Below are 20,118 nucleotides of genomic sequence, written 5' to 3'. Positions count from 1 at the left end.
CATAAAGTGCTATGATAGCATGTTTAAAGGGGTTTTCCATGTTGCTAGGCATTGATGAAGCGGGGCGGGGGTGTTTGGCAGGGGCGTTATTTGTGGTGGGGGTTGCTTGCCCCGATAATCTCGCCAGCGATTTTTGCAAACAGGGCTTAAAAGAGAGCAAGCAACTCAGTAGAGAAAAACGCTTTGAGTGGGCGGATAAAATCCAGGCGCACGCAGAGATACAAAATCTTGTGGTGTCTAAGAGCGCACAAGAGATAGACGCTAAGGGTCTCAGTTTATGCATGCAAGAAGCCATTAAAAAGATTATTTTAAGCCTATCTGAGATTTTAAATGTTTGCATTGATGGCAACACGCTTTTTAAACTCCACTTCCACCACTTAAAACACTTTCAAGCGGTGGTAAAAGGCGATGATAAAATCCCCCAAATTGCCATGGCTTCTATCCTAGCTAAGGCGCATAAGGATAGAGAAATGCTAGAACTTGACAAACTCTACCCCGCGTACGGCTTTGCTAAAAATTGCGGGTATGGCACGCGCGCCCACGCTGTGGCTTTAGCTAAGCACGGCTACACCCCAATCCACCGCCGCAGCTTTAAGCTAAAAGCTTGTAAGTAGAAATAACCAAGGACAGAGCGTAGGCGCTGATGAGCAAGTAGCGGTGTAGTTGCGCGCTCACTCTGGTGACTAACTTCACACCCACAAGCACGCCTAGCACACTGCCCACCCCTACTAACAGCCCCCATTGCAAGTATTGCCACTCCAAAATGTGGCTTTGGTAAAGCGAAGCCACCCCACTAATAGAGGAAAACACCACAAAAAACAGACTCAAAGGCACGCTTTGCTTGGGGCTAAGCCCTAAGTAGTGGGACAAGAGCGAGACCATCAGCACCCCCCCGCCAATGCCAAGGGAAATGGCGAAAATGCCCGTCAACGCTCCGATCGCCACTAAAATGCACTTGCTTTTGAGATTGAGGACAAAGCCCCTAGCCCGTTTGTCCGCCTCTTTGGATTTTTTTGACTTGAGAAAGAAGCGCAAGAGAGAGTAAAAGGTCATTAAAATAAAGAGCCCGAGCAGGATTTTATGCGGAATGTGGGTTAAAATCACTCCACTAAAGCCCGCCCCAAAAAGCCCGCCAAGCCCCACCCAAAAGCCCACATGCAGGTCCAACAACCCCTTTTTGAAGTTCGCCACACTCCCCACCACAGACGAGCAAGCCATTTGCAAAATGGAAATGCCCACTGCGCTGTCGTAGCCATAGCCAGACAAAAGCATGGCAGGCACAATCACCATCCCCCCCCCGATGCCAAAAAACCCCGCCATCACCCCCGTAACGCCACCAAGCAATAAAAACAACGCATGCATGACAATGTCCATCTCTAAGCCTTTAAGTTTGTGCTAAAATAACCAAGTACAAAGAAGCGAGCCTATGGTTAACAGAAAGATTTTAACACACTTTGATTTTTTATTGCTTTTTTTTATTGTTCCCCTCATGGGGCTGTCTTTCTTTTTGATTTACGAAGTCAACACCGCCTTAAGCCTCAAGCAAATCCTTTACTTCAGCATGGGGTTTGTGGTCTTTTGGGTGATTTTTTTTATCCCGTTTCGGCAGTTTGACCGCCTTTTCCACTTCTTTTATTGGTTTTGCGTGTTCTTGCTGGTGCTTGTGGCTTTCTTTGGTTCGGTCAAACTGGGTGCCAAACGCTGGCTTACCCTCCCGGGCACTTCCCTTTCTTTACAACCCAGCGAGCCCGTAAAAATCGCCATTTTATTGCTCTTAGCCCATCTAATCAGCACCCACCCCATTCCCCCCGGGGGCTATGGGTGGAAGACCTTTGGCAAGCTCAGTTTGTATATCATCATCCCCACCCTACTCATTTTAAAACAACCCGATTTAGGCACGGCTTTGGTCGTGTTGATTATGGGCTTTGGGGTGCTGTTTTTAGCCGGGGTGCATCCTAAAATTTGGATCACCATCGGTTTGGTTTTTGCGATCGCCTCCCCGCTCATTTACAGCTCATTACACGATTACCAAAAAAAACGCCTCCACGACTTCATCGCCGAAAAGCCCAACTACCATGTGCGCCAATCCATCATCGCCATAGGCTCGGGTGGGCTTTTAGGTAAGTCTAAAGAAGAATCCACGCAAGCCAAGCTAAAATTTTTGCCCATTGCCACAAGCGACTTCATCTTTGCCTACTTCGTGGAGCGTTTTGGCTTTTTGGGGGCGTTTTTTCTTTTGGCGTTTTACATGGGTTTTATTTTACACTTCCTCTCGTATTTTAACAGCGACCCCAACGATCGCTTTTTGCAGACCATCACGGGGGGCATTGCGATTTTGCTCTTTGTCTACACGAGCATAAATGTCGCTATGACTTTGGGTTTAGCCCCCGTCGTGGGCTTGCCCTTACCCCTTCTTAGCTATGGTGGGAGTAGCTTTTTAACTTTCATCACCCTCTTTGCGATCTTTGAAAATTTGCTTGCTTTTAAGTTTGGTTTTGGCTATAATCGCCCCTCTCGCAGAGACGGATTCTTAGCTCAGTTGGTCAGAGCATTCGGCTCATAACCGATTGGTCGTAGGTTCGAGCCCTACAGAATCCACCACTTTTTAAGTATAATCCCCCTATGGAAATAGCAGCGAGTATTTTAAGCGCGGATTTTATGGACTTAAGGCAAAGCCTTAAGCAAGTCGACAGTGCGGACTTTTTACACGTCGATGTCATGGACGGGCATTTTGTGCCTAACCTCACCTTTGGCCCCTGTGTCTTGCAAAATTTGAGTCAGTACACAAACACCCCCCTAGACATCCACTTAATGGTGGATAACCCCACCTTTGGCATTGAGCTGTTTAAAGAGCTAAAGCCCGCCTACATCACCATCCACCTAGAGAGCACCCCCCACCTACATAAGATCATCCACTACATTAAAAATTTGGGCTTTAAAGCGGGGGTGAGCTTGAACCCTGCCACGCCTTTAAATGGGCTGGAATATATTATTGCAGATTTGGACTTGGTGCTGTTTATGAGCGTGAATCCTGGATTTGGGGGACAGAAGTTCTTGCCCCTAGTTCTGGATAAAATCACCCACTTTAAACAAAAATTCCCCACCTACAGCGGCAAAATTGAAGTGGATGGGGGCATCAACGCTAAAAACGCTCTCTTGCTTGCTTCTTGCGGAGCAAATTTATTGGTTGTGGGGAGTTACCTTTTTAACCACGAAAACCCCACTTTAGCGTTGCAAGAATTGAAAAGGGCATGAGCCCGAAAGACTTGTATAGTTCTTAAAACAAGCCATGCCCTAGAAGTCTTGGATTTGCCCTTTAAAGACTCTTTGCTCTCTTACGAATACCTCAAGGCGTGTGGCTTTCCCATCGCCTACACCACACATTGGAACTCAGCACTGGTGTTCCTTGTGTATACATTAGAAACAAATAAGGTTGTTCCCAAAATCTCTCATTTCGGGCACGGTGCTTAAAAGTTTTTCGAGTCTAGTTTACTGTGAGTATGTCCCCCAAAAATCACCGAGTTAACGGACATCAGCGAGCAGCACCTACGCCACACCCCTTGAGTCTTAGCTGCAAGAGCATTTTAAACCCTAAATATGAACTGGAGTTTTTAAACGCATTTTTGGGGATCAGCATTCCCATCTCACACCGCGCTGATCGCCCGACTCAGTGCCTGCGTGTCGCTCTCAATCCTGCCCAAAGATTTTTGTGTGCGCTTGGTAAGTTTGCACACTTCATTGGACACCGCAAAGCCTCGCTCGTGTTCTTGCACTCTAGCTACCCCAAAGGTGGCGTTTAGGGCCAACAATCGCAAACGACCAAAACGCCCCCACTTGTTTGCCTAAAGAAAATGAATGCATTAATGTTCCTCAACCATAATTGAGCCGTTTTTCATAACAAACTCAAGGCTTTTGCCTGCCAAATGGGAACTCTCTGCCTCTAAAAGAAACACCGCCAACTTGTCCTCCACTTCCTCATACAATGTTCTTTTGAGCGGACGCGCCCCATAAATGGGGTCAAACCCGCTTTTAGCGATGTATTCTTTTGCCTCGGGGCTTAGGTTAATGCTGATCTCTTTCTCTTTGAGCCGCTCGGCAATTTGGGCAAAGAGTAAATCCACAATTTCAACAATACTTGCCATTTCTAACGGGCTGAAGATCACGATGTCGTCCAAGCGGTTTAAAAACTCGGGCTTAAAATACGCCTTTAAAGCCTCATGCACGATTTTTTGCAAATCGTAAGCCTCGCCCAGCTCTAAAATGTCCTCGCTTTCAATGCCATTGGCTCTTAGTGTTTCTTGTTGCTCTTTTATTTTGGCGTGCGCACTCTGTTGCTCTAAAATCTTGTCGCTGGCGATGTTGCTCGTTAGAATGATGATTGTGTTTTTAAAATCCACCACCACGCCCTTATTGTCGGTCAGTCGCCCCTCATCTAAAATTTGCAAGAGCATGTTAAACACCTCCGGGTGTGCCTTTTCAATCTCGTCAAAGAGCACCACGCTATAGGGGCTACGCCTAACGGCCTCAGTGAGCTGCCCCCCCTCTTCATAGCCCACATACCCGGGGGGTGCGCCCACTAAACGGCTGGCGGCGTGTTTTTCCATGTATTCGCTCATATCCAAGCGGATCAAATTTTTTTGGCTGTCAAATAAGAATTTCGCCAAAGTTTTAGCACTCTGGGTTTTACCCACCCCCGTAGGGCCTAAAAATAAAAAACTCCCTATAGGTTTGTTGGGGTCGCTAAGCCCGGCTTTATTGCGCTTGATCGCCCGTGCAATGGCTTTAATCGCATCCTTTTGCCCCACCACGCTTTTAGCTAACTCGTCTTCAATGTGTAAGATTTTTTCTTTTTCCTCTTGCAACATTTTTTGCACGGGGATTTGCGTCCATTGGCTCACCACCCGCGCAATGCCCTCTTTAGTAACTGCCGACTCTAACAAGCTGCCATTGGCTTGCATTTGGGCGAGCTTTTGCTCTAGGGCTGCAACTTCCTTTTCTAAAGTGGGGATTTTGTCGTGGTCGATCTCAGCGGCTTTTCTAAAGTCGGCTTGCTGTTTGGCTAGGAGCGACTCGCGTTTTAAATTCTCAATGGCGTTCTTGCTGGTAGCGATGTCTTTAAAAACTTTCTGCTCGTTGCTAAATTGCACCTCTAGGCGTTGCTTTTCCTCTAGGGCGTTTTGCAATTCTTTTTGAACCACCTTTAAACGCTCGGCATTTGCGCTGCTCTCCTCCATTAAAAGGGCTTGTTTTTCCACTTCTAATTGTTGGATCAGTCTTTTGGTGTGGGCTAGGGCGTAGGGTTCGGATTCAATTTGCATTTTTAACGCTGCCGCCGCCTCGTCGATGAGGTCGATCGCCTTGTCGGGCAAAAAGCGATCGGGGATGTAGCGGCTAGAGAGCTTGGCACTTGCTACTAAAGCACTATCTGTAATGCTGACATTGTGGTGCGCCTCTAGGGTTTCTTTGATCCCCCTTAAAATTTGCAGAGTTTCATTAATGCTAGGCTCGTTTAAGGGGATGGGCTGAAAACGCCGGGTCAGGGCACTGTCCTTTTCAAAGTATTTTCGATATTCTTTAAGCGTGGTCGCCCCGATGGTGTGTAACTCGCCCCTAGCCAAGGCGGGCTTTAAGATATTTGCCGCGTCCATGCTCCCCTCGCTTGCGCCCGCCCCCACGATGGTGTGGATCTCATCAATGAATAAAATCACATTGCCCGCCTTTTTGACCTCTTCGACCACTTTTTTTAGGCGCTCTTCAAACTCCCCCCGATACTTCGCCCCGGCAATGAGCATGCCCATGTCCAAAACCACCACCCGCTTGTGTTGCAAGGATAGGGGGACTTCCTTTTTAGCGATTCTTTGCGCTAGCCCCTCCACCACTGCGGTTTTACCCACGCCCGGCTCGCCTAATAAAATGGGGTTATTCTTGCTCTTGCGGATTAAAATTTGCATCATCCTCAAAATCTCTTCATCCCGCCCAATCACGGGGTCTAGGGCGTTGTCTAGGGCTTTGGCTGTTAAGTCAATCCCATAGGTTTCAAGGGCTTCTAAAGTCGCGTCGTCATTAGGCTGTTCGATCTTCGCGCCTTTACGCAAACTCTCAAAGGTCTTTACGAGCTCGCTCACATTGACAAACTTGCCAAAATAATTTCTAAACAGCTCTTGATTGGCTTCTATGAAGGTGTCGATCGCTACATAGCTATCCCCCTTTTGCACGGCTAGCCCTAGTCCAGCGTGCAAGGCGTCTAGCAAGGATTTACTAACCCCTAAGCCCTGTGCGCTGACATTGGAGCTTTTAGGCAATTTATCCACCAAACTTCTAGCTTCCAACTCTAGGGGGGACTTTTCTACACCCATTTTTAAAAGGGCTTGGCTCAACAAAGAGTGGGTGTTGGTCAGCAGTGCCCAAAATAAATGGATGGGCTCGATCTCGGGGTTTTTGGCGTGCAAGGCTAAGGAGAGGGCTTGATCTAGGCTCTCTTTTAAATGGTTGGTGAGTTTCTCAAAAACATTAGCAGGCATGTTTGTCCTTTCTTTATTTTGCTTTCTTATTTTAATGGGGTTATTATAACGCCCTTGGGTAATTTTGCGCCTAAACCTTAATCTTGCTCTTAGCCCCACTGCATTATACTTGCCCCTATCATAAAAAAATAAAGAGAAGAATTTGGCCCTTTCACGCAGAAAACACACCCTTAGACCTTTAAAACGGGTTTTTATGTGTCTGTGCCTTGTTTTTTTAAGCCTACACGCTGCGGGTTCTGGCTCGAATGTGGAGTCGGTTACGGGCAAGGGGGTGGGTGGTGCTAAACACAATGCCAAGAGCCTAGATGAGCAGATCAAAAAGGCGTTAAAAAAGCCCGGTCAAGCCACGCAAGTTGCCCCCCAAACCCCCGAAGAGCAAAAACGACAAGAAAGATCCAAATCTATCCAACCTTTTAAAAAACTCCCCCCTGAGGATTTAGTCGAAGAGCGCAAAGACGGCATCGTGGGCGGGATCGCTGTAACAGTGAACAACGATCCAATCACACTTTACCAAATAGAAACCCAAGAGAAAGAAAACCATATCAGTCGGCAGCAAGCAATCAATACCCTAATTATCCAACGCATTCAAGCCCAAGAGATCAAACGCTTGAAAATCGACATCGAGGACGATAAAATTGACGCTGAGATCGAAAATATTGCCAAACATAATGGTATGAGTGTGAACGATTTTATGCGTACTCTAGCTAATGAGGGGATCGACCCCATGCGCTACAGGAAACAGCTCAAAAAACAGCTAGAAACTAGGGAACTTTTGCGCAACATCCTACTTTTCAATGTCAACACGAATAGCGAAACCAAAATGCGTGAGTATTACAACGCCCACAGGGAAGAGTTTAGCGTGCCTAGCGAGGTGTTAACCACCCGTTACACCGCTAAAGACACCAAGACCCTGACCCAAGCCCTAGAGAATAAGGACATTGAAGTGCCCGGGGTGTCTAAGGGCGAGGAAAAGATCAACCTAAAATCCCTAAACCCCCAAATCGCCCAAATGTTTTTATCTACCAAAGAACACACCTTTACGCCTATTCTCAATGCGGGTGGGGGCGATTATGTGTCCTTTTATATCCAGAAAAAACTCGGTAAAGAGGAGGTGTCTTTCAGCCAAGCCCGTGGGTTCATCGCCAATAAGTTGATTGAGGAACAACAAGATAAAATCCTCGCCGAATACTATGAAAAACTACGCGTCAAAGCCAAGATTAAATTTTTGCGTTAGGGCTTATAGGCTGTGGAGCAATTAGCCTTTATCTATAAGGATTCGCTCTTCAGTGTCGCTATTTTGGCGTTTATCATCGGGGGGGTGATTTTAATCGATTATTTGCGCTCTACCCTCACCCATAGACGCAATTTAAAAGCCCTAAATGTCCTGTCCCACTCTTACGCCCAAGTGGAGTTAGCCTTTGAGGTGCAACAACTCTTGCAAAAAGAGCAGGAAAGCCCCCTAGAGGTCTTGGGCTTTAAGACATGGTTCTTTTTAGCTAAACACTACGCCAAGCATGGCAGCAGCGAGCAAGCGATTAAAATTTACCTAGCCTTATTGCCTAAATACCAAGACGAGCGCATCGCTTTGTTGGGGAGCCTTGCCAAGGCGTACATCGATTTGGGCTATGTACAAAAGGCGCGCGACATTTTAACCGAGGTGCTACGCATAGACCCACGCAACACCCACGCCTTGCACTCCATGGTGCAAGTCTATGAAACCTTGTGCGAACCGCAAAAAGCCCTAGAAACTTTGGAGTGTTTGGACGCATTGGGCGAGAGTGGATTGTTAGACAATTACCACTACTTGCAAATGCAAATCCTCATGCAAGAGGATTTGGGCTTGAAAGATCAAAGTGAGGCGATTTTAAAGCTGGGCAAAGAGCAGAATAAACTTTATAAAAGTGCGCTAAAGCATTTAAAAACCCACCACAAAGCCCTTTTTTTGCAAGAAATCGCAGAGGCGACAGAGGGCAGGGCGTTGGTGGATTTGCTTTGGGACATCAAAGAAGGCGAAATCGCCCCCTATTTAGCCAAGTTGCACCCCAGCGTGTTGGAGGTCTTTATCGCCAAGGGTTATGCTAGGGGGCGGTGTGAAACCTTAGAGCTAGAGGTGTTTCGCACCTTGCACGCCGATTACCATTTGGATTTAGATTTTAGCTACCAGTGCATGGCGTGCAAGAGTGTGTCGCCCTTTGAGAGTTACCGCTGTTTGGTGTGCGCAAAAATCGGACCTAAAGAGGTGGTCCTAAATTTAGACAAGCACCTTAGCGACTACAGCGACAATTTAAACTAGGAGGTTCAAATGAAAAGCATTGAAATTTTTTGCGATGGCTCGGCTTTAGGCAATCCCGGCTTTGGGGGTTACTGCTCCATTCTGCGCTACAAGGGCATGGAGAAAATCATTAAAGGCGGGGAGCTTTACACCACGAACAACCGCATGGAACTTAGGGCAGTCATAGAGGCGCTCAAAGTCTTGAAAGAGCCTTGCAATATCCACCTTTACAGCGACTCTATTTATGTGTGTAAGGGCATTAGCGAGTGGCTGAAAATGTGGGTGGCTAAAAAGTTTGCTAAGGTGAAAAATGTGGATCTGTGGCAAGAGTTTTTAAAATTTAAAGGTGCACACGCCATCACCACGCATTGGGTCAAGGGGCATGACGGACACGCCGAGAACGAGCGTTGCGACAAGCTTGCCAAAGAGCAGGCCCTAAGCTACAAACAAAAGGCCAAAGCGTGCTGAAGTTTGCCAACCTAAACTACCACTTCAAAAACGAGGGACTCTTGCAACAAGCCCTCACCCACAGAAGCACGCAATCGCCCACGAACAACGAGAGACTAGAGTTTTTGGGCGATGCCGTCTTGGATTTGGCGGTGGCGCAGATTCTTTTTGAACGCTTTGAAGACTTGCAAGAGGGGGACTTGTCTAAAATGCGTGCATCTTTAGTCAATGAAAAGGCGTTTTATGAATTAGCGTTGCTTTTAGACTTGCAAAAACACATTGTGGTCTCCCCCGCTGAGGCGCACAACCACGGGCAAAGCAAGCCCTCTATCCTCTCTAGTGCTTTTGAGGCACTGATGGGGGTGGTTTATTTGGAGAGCGGGCTAGAGGTGGTGCGTGCTTTAATGCAGGATTTATTGGATTTGGCTTATCCCGATTTGTCCCTGCAGGCTCTATTCACGGATTATAAAAGTGCCTTGCAAGAGCTCACCCAAGAACGCTTTAAAACCATCCCCACCTATGTGCTCAAAAGCGAAAGCGGGCCCGATCACGCCAAGCAATTTGAAATGCAAATTTTCATTTTAAGCAAGTTGTACGCCACCTGCACGGCTAAGAGCAAGAAAGAGGCACAACAACTCTGTGCCAAAGAGGCGTTTGTCCAGCTTGCAGGGGGCATAGGGTGAACACGCTTGGGCGTTGCTTGCGCTTAAGCACCTTTGGCGAGTCGCACGGGGTGCTGATCGGGGGCGTTTTAGAGGGTGTGCCTGCGGGGCTAAAGATCGATTTAGATGCTTTGCAGGCGGAGGTGAATCGGCGTAAGAGCACGAACGCCTACACCACGCCTAGAAAAGAGGAGGACATGGTGGAGGTGGTGAGTGGAGTCTTTGAGGGGGTCAGCACGGGCGCGCCCATTGGCTTACTCATTTACAACCGCAATGTCAAGAGCAAGGATTACAGCAACGTTAAAGAGGCCTTTAGGCCCGGGCATGCGGATTTTACGGCCTTAGCGAAGTATGGCGTGCGCGACTACAGAGGTGGGGGGCGCACCTCAGCCAGGGAGAGCGTGGCACGGGTTGCGGGGGGGGCGATCGCCAAAATGCTTTTAAAGGAACTGGGCATTGAGGTGTTTAGCGGGGTTTTTAGTGTGGGTGGCATTGAGGCGCAAAATATAGACTTTAGCCACGCCAAAACCAGCCCCATTTTTAGCCTAGATAAAGACATAGAGCCTACACAACAAGAGGCGATTTTAAAGGCAAAGGCTGAGGGTGATAGCGTGGGGGGTGTGGTTTTGGTGCAAGCCAGCGGGGCGCATTTACTCGGGCTTGGCGAGCCCTTGTATGATAAATTGGATGCACGGCTGGGGGGCGTGTTTATGGGCTTAAATGGGGTGAAAGGGGTGTTTATCGGCGAGCCTAGCGTGGCTAGCTTAAGGGGCAGTGCCTACAACGACCCTTTAAGCCCCACAGGTTTTCAAAGTAACCACGCCGGGGGGGTGCTGGGCGGCATAGGTAGTGGGGCGGATTTAGTTATTTGGGTGCATTTCAAGCCCACAGCCAGCATTGCTAAGGCGCAAGACACCATTAATACAAACAACAAGCCCCTAAAATTAGAGTTAAAAGGACGGCACGATCCGTGCATTGCCATTAGGGGGAGTGTGGTTTGCGAGAGTTTGTTGGCGTTGGTCGTGGCGGATTTTGCGCTTTTAAACATGCCCACCAAGCTCTCAAGCGTGCGGGCTTTTTATCGGCAAAGGTGAATTTATGCTAAAATAGCCCGAAAAGAGAGGTGCGCATGGCAAGAGCAAAAAGCAAAAAAACCACTGAGGCAGGCATGCAAGACATTTACAGAAGTTTAGAATCCGGGCAAAATAAAGTCCAAGCCAAGCAAATTTCTGCCAAAGAAGTGCTTTTGGAGTTAGAAGAGGGGAGCTTTAACGCCAAAGAGGCGTGGTTTGTCAAAGACGAGCAAGACCAAAAATTCGTGGTGATCCCTGAAGTGCTGTTACAGCACATTGTGCAAGTCATCCAAAGGGCGTATGAGGACAAGGTCATGGTGGAGTTGGAGCGCGACATGGCGACTTTAACACCCATTGACTTTGCGGATGCGATGGCGGTGGTGTTTAAGAAGTTAGAGGACTTGAGAGGCAAGGATGGGAGTTTGCCCAAAATTAGCTCGCTTGACTTTGTCAAACAAATTAAAAAGCAACACCCAAATTTGTTTTTCAACCTGCCCGAGTTCTTAGAGAGCAAACGCCAAGAGCTAGACCTTGACAATTTGGCCTTGCCCTTTTAGCCGTGCAAGAGTTAGACTTTCACAAATACGCTTCTTACTCTAAGCCCGGTCCGCGCTACACGAGCTACCCCACCGCCGTGGAGTTCAACCCGAGCTTTCAAGAGGCGGAACTCTTAGAGGCGTTTAAGCGGGCGGATAAACAAATCCCTCTGTCTTTGTACTTCCATTTGCCTTTTTGCAAGAGTGCGTGCTATTTTTGCGCTTGTAGCGTGATTTACACGAATAGCCAAAGCAAGAAGGAACGCTACATTGGGTATTTGGCTAAAGAGCTGGAGCTATTAAGATCCCATTTAGACACGCATAGGGAGGTGGTGCAGCTGCACTTTGGCGGAGGCACGCCCACCTTTTACAACGCCGAGCAGTTAGATCGCATCATTGCAAACATTAAAAATACCTTCTCTAATTTTGCCAAAGACGCGGAACTTAGCTGTGAGATCGACCCGAGGCATTTTAGCCTAGAGCAAATGCAGGTGTTAAAAAAGCACGGCTTTAACCGCTTAAGCTTTGGAGTGCAAGACTTTGACCCACAAGTGCAAGTGGCAGTGAATCGCTTGCAAAGCGTGGATTTGGTGCAAGAGAAGGTGCAAATCGCACGGGATTTTGGGATCACTTCTATTAACTTTGACTTGATTTATGGCTTGCCCTTGCAGACCATTAAAAGTTTTGAAACGACCTTGTTAGAGGTGCTAAGGCTCAACCCCGATCGTTTGGCAGTCTTTAATTACGCCCATGTCCCCTGGGTGAAACACACCATGAAAATCGATCCCAAAACCCTACCCAGCCCACAAGAAAAGCTAGCCTTGTTGCAATTTTTAATCGGGTTCTTAAAAGGGCATGGTTATGAAATGATTGGCATGGACCACTTCGCCAAAAAGGACAACGAGCTGTATTTGGCTCTGCAAAATAAGCAACTTAGACGCAACTTCCAAGGCTACACCACGAAAAAGTTCTCCCAAACCATTGGTGTGGGGGTTACGAGCATTGGCGAGGGGCAAGACTACTACACGCAAAACTTTAAAGACCTAAAGCGCTACGAGCAGGCCCTAGATAGCGGGCATTTGCCCGTAGAGCGGGGGGTTAGGCTTAGTGGTGAAGATCGCCTAAGAAAAGAGGTGATCATGCATCTCATGAATAACCTAGAGCTAGATTTTCACAGTATTGAAAAGGCGTTTAACATTGACTTTAAAACACATTTTAAAGACGCGCTAAACGCCCTCAAACCCTACGAACAAGAGGGCCTGGTGGCGATCAGTGAGGGGGGGCTAAAGACCAGCCCCACGGGGGCGATGCTTGTGCGCAACTTAGCTATGGTCTTTGATGCGTATTTGGGGGCGCAAAGTGGCGCACGCCGATTTAGCCAAACACTCTAGCCCTTTTGATATTAACGCTTCTGTTCAAGAGGTTACACAAAAATGCGTGAAGTGCGCTAAATGCGTGCCTAGTTGCACCATTTATCGGGTGCATAAGGATGAGAGCACTTCGCCTAGAGGCTTTTTAGACCTCATAGCGCAGGTAAAACAAGAGAGCCTAGAGCTGGATAAAAGCCTTAAAAAAATCTTTGAAAGTTGTTTCTTATGCACCACTTGCGTGCAAGTTTGCCCCTTCCATTTGCCCATAGATTTGATGATTGAAAAAATCCGCCTAGAGAGTGCGCACAAACACGGGATCACTTGGCATAAAAGGACCTATTTTTATTTGCTAAGACACCCAAGGCTCATGGACATCGTCTTTAGGCTCTGCTACGCCCTATCGCCCTGCGCCTTTAAACAAGAGGGGGATAAGCTAAAGTGGCGTTTTAAAGGTTCTTTTTCTTGGCAAAAGCGCGCGTTTTTCCCCTTTGTGGCTAAGAGTTTTTTACAAACCCATAGGGGCATTATTGTGCCTAAAGCCCCCCTAGAGCCCAAAGAGCCTTTAAGAAAAGTTGGGCTGTTCATCGGCTGTTTGGGCAATTACAATTACCCGCAGGTGGGCGAAAGTCTGTTGTCTTTGCTAGACAAACTCAATTTTAGCGTGGCGATCCCCAAACAAGTTTGTTGCGGTGCGCCGGCGTATTTCACGGGGGATTTTAACACCGCTTGGTTTTTAGCCAAACAAAATATAGAGAGCCTAGCCACTTTAGCCGCTGAGGTGGAGGCGATTTTAGTCCCTGAGGCGACTTGCATTAGCATGCTTAAGAAAGACTACCAACATTTAATCGAGAGCCTAAAGGACAGCCAAGAGTGCGCCCTTTGGGCTGAAAGGTTTGAGAAGATCCAAGCCAAATTACAAATGGCATCGCATTTTTTAGCCACACAAACACCCTTAAGTAGGCATTTAGAAACCAAAGCGCAAAGCCCCATGAGCGTAACCTATCACGATCCTTGCCATGCTAAAAAGGTGCTGGGTATCTACAAAGAGCCTAGAAGTTTGCTTAAAATCAACCACAAAATTGTAGAAATGCGAGAGAGCGACCGCTGTTGTGGCTTTGGGGGAGTTACGATGCAAAGCGAGCATTACAAGCTCAGTTTAAAGGCAGGTGCGCCCAAAGCCCTAGATATTGTCGGCACCAAGGCGCAGGTGGTGAGCGCGGAGTGTTCGGCGTGTCGGGTGCAGTTAAACAACGCTTTAGCACAAATCAACGCCCCCACGCAATTCCTACACCCCCTAGAACTTTTAGACAAAAGCCTAAGTGGAGCGTAGCTTTATTTTTTATAACAGCACATGTTAAAAAAATTATGCTAGAATAGCACAAATTATTTAACTTAAGGAAGAGGATTAAAATGAATAGAAAACTTTACGCCTTTTTGTCGAGTGCTATGGTCTTTGGCGCAACGGGACTACAAGCCGAGAGGAATGCGTGGTTCGTGGGTGCGAGTTATGAATTTGGACAGGTGGGGCAGAAAATCGGAAACCCCGCGCATGGTAAATACCGATTTAGCAGACTGCCCGCGCCCGCAGGCGGTTACTCCAACCTAGCTGTGATGCAAGGTTTGGGCATTAGTGTGGGGTATAAACAATTCTTTGGCAAAAAGAAATGGTTTGGGCTGCGCTACTACGGCTTTATGGACTACGGACATGCGGTCTTTGGGGCAAATGCGTTGGTTAATCAAGGGACACCTAGCAATCCCATATATCACACCTTTGCTAACATAAGCGACATGTTCACCTACGGCGGGGGCATTGACACCCTTTATGATGTCATCAATAAGAAAGATGTGACCTTTGGGTTTTTCTTGGGGGCGGCGATTGCGGGTAACTCTTGGGGCAACACCACAGGCGGGACGCTCCTAAACATCGCCTACCCCGCTACATCTAAACAAGTCCTAGACCCTGCCATTTTCCAATTTCTCTTTAATTTGGGGATGCGCACCACCATTGGCAAACACCAAGAGTTTGACTTTGGGATCAAAATCCCCACGATCAACGACTACTACTTCAACAAAAAGAACTTGTCTGTCGCTTACCGCCGCCAATACAGCTTGTATGTGGGCTACCGCTATAACTTTTAATGCTAAAATACCCCTAAAATAAAAGGGGTAAAATGCCAGAAACACAGCGGTTACAAGCGATCTTGGAAAAGGCTTTGACCGACATTAAAGAGGTCTTAGCCACTAGTTTTGAAGCCCACTTCAGCACTTTGTTGGAAAAAGAAAAACTTGAAATCGAAAAGCAGTTTGCCGCAAGGTTGCAAGAGAAAGATAGGAAAATCTCTAACCAACAAAAGGCATTGTGCGACATCACGACTAAACTCAAAGCCGTGAAAACCGAGCTAGGGCAGCTCAAACAACAAAACAACGAGAAGCAGCGAAATGAGAGCCCCAAAGTGGCGGGCTTAAAAGTCGCCCTAGAGAACCAAAAAAAGTGTATAGAAAGGCTCAAAGCCCGTTTAAAACAAACGGGATTAGAGGGCGAGAGTGCGGAGGTTGAGGAAAGTGCCTCTAATCTTTTAGAGCTACAAGAGCGCATCGCCCACTTGGAGCAGACCATCAAGGCGCAAAACTATCACATCCAAAGCCAACGCAATTTGATCTTGGGCTATCAAGAACAATTTGAAAATGCCAACCTGCCTTGGGACACCAAAGAATCCCTAAAGGACAAAACAGAGGGCGAAAAAGAGGATAAATCTTAACGCCACCTTGTAGGGGTTTGCCCCACTTAAAAAGGGTCTTTGAATTTACCTTAGTTGAGCCACTAGCCCCCTAGTGAGCTTTAGTTTTAGTGAGCTTTAGCGCACTAGGAACAATAAAAATACTCTCTCGTTGCACGGAGATTTGGGGGTTATCCACGCTGTAGGCTTTCACCACAATGGGTAAAATCTCTTTTTTGGCATGTGTTACATCGTGTTTCTCGTAGGCTTCTTTGGCAATTTTTAAAGGCATGCGCAGGATCACCACGACCTTGAGTTTGCCCTGTGGCTCAATGCTTAGAGTGTTTTTGGGGCGCACGATGCTGATGTTTGGATCGTCCACATTAAAGGTATAGGCATGCGCTCTATTGCTTGTGTTTTGGAACAAAAAGACATAGCCATTGTCCACAAAATCGCTGTGGATCGCATAAAGTTGCCCCCCATGCGTGATATCTAAAAGCATGGAAGCCTTTTTAAACGAGCCGACAATCAAAGCCCCCACGACCATTAAGAGCACGCCCACATAGGCGATGGTCTTTGACCGCCATAACTTCACCTTGCTATGCGTGTTTGTGGCGTTTGTGGAAGACCATTGGATCAAACTCGGCTTGTTTAATTTATCCATCGTTACCGTGCAAGCGTCCACGCACTCTAGACAGTTAATGCACTCTAATTGCATGCCTTTTCTAATGTCAATGTGCGTGGGGCAGACCAACACGCAGTGGTTGCAACTCACGCATTCGTTGGTTTTGTTGCGCTTTTGGGGCAAACTGGGGATTTTGACATTGTTTTCATCGTAAATCGCCCCGCCCCTTGTGCTGTCGTAAATAGGATTAAGCGTATCATCATCAAATAGCACGCTTTGCACCCGTGCATAGGGGCATAGATAGATACAAAAACGCTCTTTGACCACCACAATGTCAAAGAACACCACCGCACTTAAAACCGCCCAAATGCCAATGAGCAGGGCGTTGTCGGCAGGGTGGGCTAGGTGGCTAAAGAACTCATGGGGGGGGACAAAGTAGAACAATAACACTGCCATCGACATAATGGGCACGGGGGCAAAGAGAAAAAGCCCAACAATCTTTTTAAGCCGATTGCTCGGGGTTTTGGGCGTGGGGCGTTGCTTGTTGCTGATCTTAGCGTGCAAGCCTAGAATCTTAGTTTCAATCAAATCTCTGTGGATCGTTCTAAAGATCGTTTGCGGACAACCCCACCCACACCACACCCGCCCAAGCATAGAAGTGATGAAAAAGATGAATATAAAGAGAAAAATCACCAAGAAAGGCATTAAATACATTTCTTGTGCGCTGTAAATCTTGCCAAGCAAATGGATTTGTCTATGCTCGAAAGAGATTAAAAAGACTTGCCCCTCACCTATATGGATAAAGGGCACACCGATCGCAAAAATAGTTATGACGATCGCCACTATATAGCGTTTTAAACGGAAAGACTGGCGGAAATAATGGCTTTTGTCCGCCCCTTTTACAGAGTTCTGTAAATCCATTGTATAAAAATCCTTATTGGAGCAATAGGCGCATGGTAGCAAAGATTGTTTAAGGATGATTAAATATTTCGGGGTGTTTCTTAGGATCAGCTAGATTGTGTTAGAATGCCCGCTTATCCATCTATTCAATTTATCCATCGATTTTTTTGGAGGTGTGCGATGCGGCATTATTTGAGGATTGTGTCTTTACTTGCCCTCTCTAGCTTTTGCTTGGGTGTGGCGGAGTTTTTGGTCTCAGGGATTTTGCCTAAACTTAGTAGCTTTTATGGGGTGTCGGTGAGCGAGGCGGGCAACTTAGCCACGCTTTACGCCCTAGGTGTGGTGATCGGTGCGCCCATTGTGAGCGTGCTCATCTCGCGTTTCAACTACCGCAACCAACTCATTTTCACCCTAGGGGTTTTTGCCCTCTCCAACGCTTTAATGTTCTTTAGCCACAGCTTTATGAGTGCGCTCATCGCCCGCTTTATCGGGGGATTAATGCACGGCTTGTTCTTTGTGATCGCCACGCTTGTGTGCCTTAAAGCCGCCCCCAAGTCTAAAACCAGCATGGCGATGAGCCTTATGGCAAGCGGGCTCACCGTGGCTTTAGTTACGGGCGTGCCTTTGGGGATTTTGGTGGCAAAGCACTTCGGGCTACTAGCCCCCTTTCTCTTGGTGGCTTTTTTGGCTGCTGTGGCTGCGCTTTTGGCGTTGTTTGTCTTGCCCAAATTTTCTAGCAAGCCGGCTAACTTTAAAAACCTGGGGGTGGCTTTTAACTTCCCTCCCCTATACAAGGGCTTTTTAGTTACGGCTTTTTCGTGCGGGTCTATGTTTGTGGTCTATATCTACATGCGCGTTTTGCTTGAAAAGCACGGCTTTAGTGTTGAAAGCATTACCAATATTTACCTTTACTACGGCGTGGCGGCAATGCTGGGCAATCTCTTTGGGGGCAAGCTCACGGATTTAAGGGGCTCGTTTGCCGCCCTGCGTTTTTTGCTTAGCATGCAAGTGTTCGCCTTGGTTGCGATGAGTTTTAGTTACCATTTGCCTAAGCCCGTTGTGGCGTTTAACGCCATGGCCTTTGGATTCTTTGGCTTTGCGTGCATTGCGCCTTTAAAAATGCTAAGCGGTCATTTAGCCCGCACCTTCACGCCGGACACGCCTAACAGCACGATCGCGCTCAATGAAGCCTCGTTCAATGTGGGGATCACCTTTGCGTCTTTGATGGGCGGACTCGTGGCGCGCTATATCAGCATTGACATGAACGGCATTTGCGCCGCCTTGTTTGCTTTAAGTGCCTTTAGTTTCTTAAGTTTTGGGCTCAAAAAAGCCTATTTTCACCAAAAATAGCTATACTTGAAGCAAAAATACACAGGACTTTATTGATGTTACAAACAACCCAACTTGGCATGCGTTATGCCACTAAAAAACTTTTTGAAAATGTCAATCTCAAACTAGACGCACACAAACGCTACGGGCTCATCGGGGCAAATGGGGCGGGCAAAAGCACCTTTTTAAAGATTTTAGCCGGACAGATCGAGCCTAGCAGCGGAGAAGTGAGCGTCAATGCGGGGCTAAAATTAGGGGTGCTAGGCCAAGATCAATACGCTTTTGAAGAGTTTAGCTTAAAAGATGCGGTTTTAATGGGGAATAAAATTTTATACAACGCCTTAAAAGAGAAAGAAAAACTCTACACAGAGGCGGATTTGAGCGATGATAAGGTGAATGAGAGGCTAGCCGAGCTAGAAATGATTTGCGTCCAAGAAGACCCCTTGTATGAGTGCGAAGTGGTGGTGGAGAAAATCTTAGAGGATTTAGGTATCCCCGCCAGCCGCCACAACGATTTAATGAAAAGCCTGCCCAGCAGCGATAAATTTAAAATCCTTTTAGCCCAAGTGCTCTTTCCAAAGCCCGATATTTTACTCTTAGATGAGCCCACCAACAACCTAGATTTAAACGCCATTGCGTGGCTAGAAGAGAATTTAAAACGCCACGAGGGGACAATGGTCATCATCAGCCACGACCGCCACTTTTTAAACGCCGTCTGCACCCATATTTTAGATTTAGACTTTGGCACACTTAGGGAGTTTAGCGGAAACTATGATGATTGGTACATCGCTTCTACACTCATTGCCAAACAAAAAGAGGCGGAGCGCAACAAAAAGCTTAAAGAAAAAGAGGAGCTAGAGCGATTCATCGCCCGCTTTTCAGCCAATGCGAGCAAGGCGCGCCAAGCCACCAGCCGCCAAAAGCAATTAGACAAGCTAGACATCCAAAGCATAGAAGTTTCTAGCAGACGCGATCCGAGCATTCTTTTTAAGCCAAGCCGCACGATCGGCAACGAAGCTTTAGAGTGCAACCACGTTTCTAAGGCCTATGGGGATTTAGCGGTGCTTAAAAATGTGAGCCTAAAAATCGCCCCTAAAGATAAAATCGCCTTGATCGGGCCTAATGGCGTGGGTAAAAGCACGCTGTGTAAAATTTTGGTGGAGGAAATGCGTCCAGATAGTGGGGGCGTGAAGTGGGGGGCAACGGTGCAAAGGGGCTACTTCCCCCAAGATGTGAGCGAGAGCATCCAAGGGGAGGAAAGCCTATATCAATGGCTCTTTAACTTCAATAAAAAGATTGAAAGCGGCGAGGTGAGAAACGCTTTAGGGCGGATGCTCTTTAGTGGCGCGGAGCAAGAAAAAAGCGTGAGTGCCTTAAGCGGGGGCGAGAAACACCGCATGGTTTTATCCAAACTCATGCTAGAAAAGGGCAATTTTTTAGTCTTAGACGAGCCCACAAACCACCTAGATTTAGAAGCAATCATCGCACTAGGCGAGGCGTTGTATAAATTTGAGGGGGCGGTGATTTGCGTGAGCCACGATAGAGAGCTTATCAGCGCTTATGCGAATCGAATTATTGAGCTTGTCCCCACAAACAAGGGCGCAAAAGTGATCGACTTTAAGGGGAGTTATGAAGAGTATTTGGCCAGCAAGGGGGCTTAGTGCGG

At 47.3% G+C, this 20,118-nt stretch carries 19 protein-coding genes and 1 tRNA gene; 16 read left to right on the top strand and 4 right to left on the bottom strand.

Going from position 1 to position 20,118, the window contains the following annotated elements; genetic code table 11:
- Positions 1-38: 38 nt before the first annotated feature.
- Positions 39-614, top strand: a complete 576-nt coding sequence (gene rnhB / locus QSJ47_RS02325) for a ribonuclease HII (protein WP_285602291.1) — start codon at positions 39-41, stop codon at positions 612-614.
- On the opposite strand, the gene QSJ47_RS02320 is transcribed toward rnhB, so the two are convergent.
- Positions 592-1,374 carry a sulfite exporter TauE/SafE family protein gene (locus QSJ47_RS02320; protein ID WP_285602290.1) on the bottom strand — a complete coding sequence of 261 codons (783 nt, stop codon included), beginning with the start codon at positions 1,372-1,374 and terminating at the stop codon, positions 592-594. The genes rnhB and QSJ47_RS02320 overlap by 23 nt on opposite strands.
- Before the next feature lie 52 nt (positions 1,375-1,426).
- Between QSJ47_RS02320 and QSJ47_RS02315 the strand changes: the two genes are divergently transcribed.
- The 3 genes from QSJ47_RS02315 (at position 1,427) to rpe (ending at position 3,255) form a co-directional block, all read left to right on the top strand.
- Positions 1,427-2,563, top strand: a complete 1,137-nt coding sequence (locus QSJ47_RS02315) for an FtsW/RodA/SpoVE family cell cycle protein (protein WP_285602362.1) — start codon at positions 1,427-1,429, stop codon at positions 2,561-2,563.
- Positions 2,525-2,601: transfer RNA gene (locus QSJ47_RS02310), tRNA-Ile, on the top strand. Before QSJ47_RS02315 ends, QSJ47_RS02310 begins: the two co-directional genes overlap by 39 nt.
- Positions 2,602-2,622: 21 nt before the next feature.
- On the top strand, positions 2,623-3,255 hold the full coding sequence (gene rpe / locus QSJ47_RS02305; protein WP_285602289.1) for a ribulose-phosphate 3-epimerase: 633 nt from the start codon (positions 2,623-2,625) through the stop codon (positions 3,253-3,255).
- A 389-nt stretch (positions 3,256-3,644) separates the two neighbouring features.
- Here the strand turns inward: rpe and QSJ47_RS02300 are convergent, their stop codons facing one another.
- Both QSJ47_RS02300 and QSJ47_RS02295 read right to left on the bottom strand, forming a co-directional pair.
- Entirely contained in the window at positions 3,645-3,815 is a 171-nt protein-coding gene (locus QSJ47_RS02300) for a hypothetical protein (protein ID WP_285602288.1), read from the bottom strand.
- Positions 3,816-3,860: 45 nt separating this feature from the next.
- Positions 3,861-6,521, bottom strand: coding sequence for an ATP-dependent Clp protease ATP-binding subunit (locus QSJ47_RS02295; protein WP_285602287.1), 2,661 nt, complete (start codon positions 6,519-6,521; stop codon positions 3,861-3,863).
- Positions 6,522-6,714: 193 nt separating this feature from the next.
- Here QSJ47_RS02295 and QSJ47_RS02290 point away from each other — a divergent pair, with 193 nt between their 5' ends.
- The 10 genes from QSJ47_RS02290 (at position 6,715) to QSJ47_RS02245 (ending at position 15,640) form a co-directional block, all read left to right on the top strand.
- Positions 6,715-7,755 carry a SurA N-terminal domain-containing protein gene (locus tag QSJ47_RS02290; RefSeq protein ID WP_260321622.1) on the top strand — a complete coding sequence of 347 codons (1,041 nt, stop codon included), beginning with the start codon at positions 6,715-6,717 and terminating at the stop codon, positions 7,753-7,755.
- 12 nt (positions 7,756-7,767) lie between these two features.
- Complete coding sequence (locus tag QSJ47_RS02285; RefSeq protein ID WP_221272103.1) at positions 7,768-8,814, top strand: tetratricopeptide repeat protein; 1,047 nt, start codon at positions 7,768-7,770, stop codon at positions 8,812-8,814.
- Between the two features lie 9 nt (positions 8,815-8,823).
- A complete protein-coding gene (gene rnhA, locus QSJ47_RS02280) occupies positions 8,824-9,261 on the top strand; it encodes a ribonuclease HI (RefSeq protein ID WP_221272102.1) in 438 nt (145 codons plus the stop codon).
- Complete coding sequence (gene rnc / locus QSJ47_RS02275) at positions 9,255-9,923, top strand: ribonuclease III (RefSeq protein ID WP_285602286.1); 669 nt, start codon at positions 9,255-9,257, stop codon at positions 9,921-9,923. Before rnhA ends, rnc begins: the two co-directional genes overlap by 7 nt.
- Positions 9,920-10,996 carry a chorismate synthase gene (gene aroC / locus QSJ47_RS02270; RefSeq protein WP_285602285.1) on the top strand — a complete coding sequence of 359 codons (1,077 nt, stop codon included), beginning with the start codon at positions 9,920-9,922 and terminating at the stop codon, positions 10,994-10,996. Before rnc ends, aroC begins: the two co-directional genes overlap by 4 nt.
- 35 nt (positions 10,997-11,031) lie before the next feature.
- Positions 11,032-11,532, top strand: a complete 501-nt coding sequence (locus QSJ47_RS02265) for a DUF2603 domain-containing protein (RefSeq protein ID WP_221272099.1) — start codon at positions 11,032-11,034, stop codon at positions 11,530-11,532.
- A 2-nt stretch (positions 11,533-11,534) separates the two neighbouring features.
- Positions 11,535-12,902 carry an oxygen-independent coproporphyrinogen III oxidase gene (gene hemN, locus QSJ47_RS02260; protein ID WP_285602284.1) on the top strand — a complete coding sequence of 456 codons (1,368 nt, stop codon included), beginning with the start codon at positions 11,535-11,537 and terminating at the stop codon, positions 12,900-12,902.
- Between the two features lie 10 nt (positions 12,903-12,912).
- Entirely contained in the window at positions 12,913-14,211 is a 1,299-nt protein-coding gene (locus QSJ47_RS02255; RefSeq protein WP_285602361.1) for a (Fe-S)-binding protein, read from the top strand.
- Positions 14,212-14,291: 80 nt separating this feature from the next.
- A complete protein-coding gene (locus QSJ47_RS02250; RefSeq protein WP_221272097.1) occupies positions 14,292-15,020 on the top strand; it encodes an outer membrane protein in 729 nt (242 codons plus the stop codon).
- A 32-nt stretch (positions 15,021-15,052) separates the two neighbouring features.
- Complete coding sequence (locus QSJ47_RS02245) at positions 15,053-15,640, top strand: hypothetical protein (protein ID WP_221272096.1); 588 nt, start codon at positions 15,053-15,055, stop codon at positions 15,638-15,640.
- Positions 15,641-15,710: 70 nt separating this feature from the next.
- Here QSJ47_RS02245 and ccoG read toward each other — a convergent pair whose 3' ends face one another.
- Complete coding sequence (ccoG, locus tag QSJ47_RS02240; protein ID WP_221272095.1) at positions 15,711-17,144, bottom strand: cytochrome c oxidase accessory protein CcoG; 1,434 nt, start codon at positions 17,142-17,144, stop codon at positions 15,711-15,713.
- 159 nt (positions 17,145-17,303) lie between these two features.
- On the opposite strand from ccoG, the gene QSJ47_RS02235 reads away from it, so the two are divergent.
- The gene (locus QSJ47_RS02235) at positions 17,304-18,473 is read left to right on the top strand and encodes an MFS transporter (protein WP_285602283.1); all 1,170 of its coding nucleotides are present in this window, start codon (positions 17,304-17,306) and stop codon (positions 18,471-18,473) included.
- A gap of 35 nt (positions 18,474-18,508) precedes the next feature.
- A complete protein-coding gene (locus QSJ47_RS02230) occupies positions 18,509-20,113 on the top strand; it encodes an ABC-F family ATP-binding cassette domain-containing protein (RefSeq protein WP_285602282.1) in 1,605 nt (534 codons plus the stop codon).
- The last annotated feature ends 5 nt before the right edge of the window (positions 20,114-20,118 follow it).

Source organism: Helicobacter sp. NHP22-001 (genome assembly GCF_030270165.1).
Lineage (GTDB): Bacteria > Campylobacterota > Campylobacteria > Campylobacterales > Helicobacteraceae > Helicobacter > Helicobacter gastrofelis.
The sequence above is the reverse complement of the archived record's forward strand: the minus strand, read 5'-3'. Positions and strand labels throughout refer to the sequence as shown.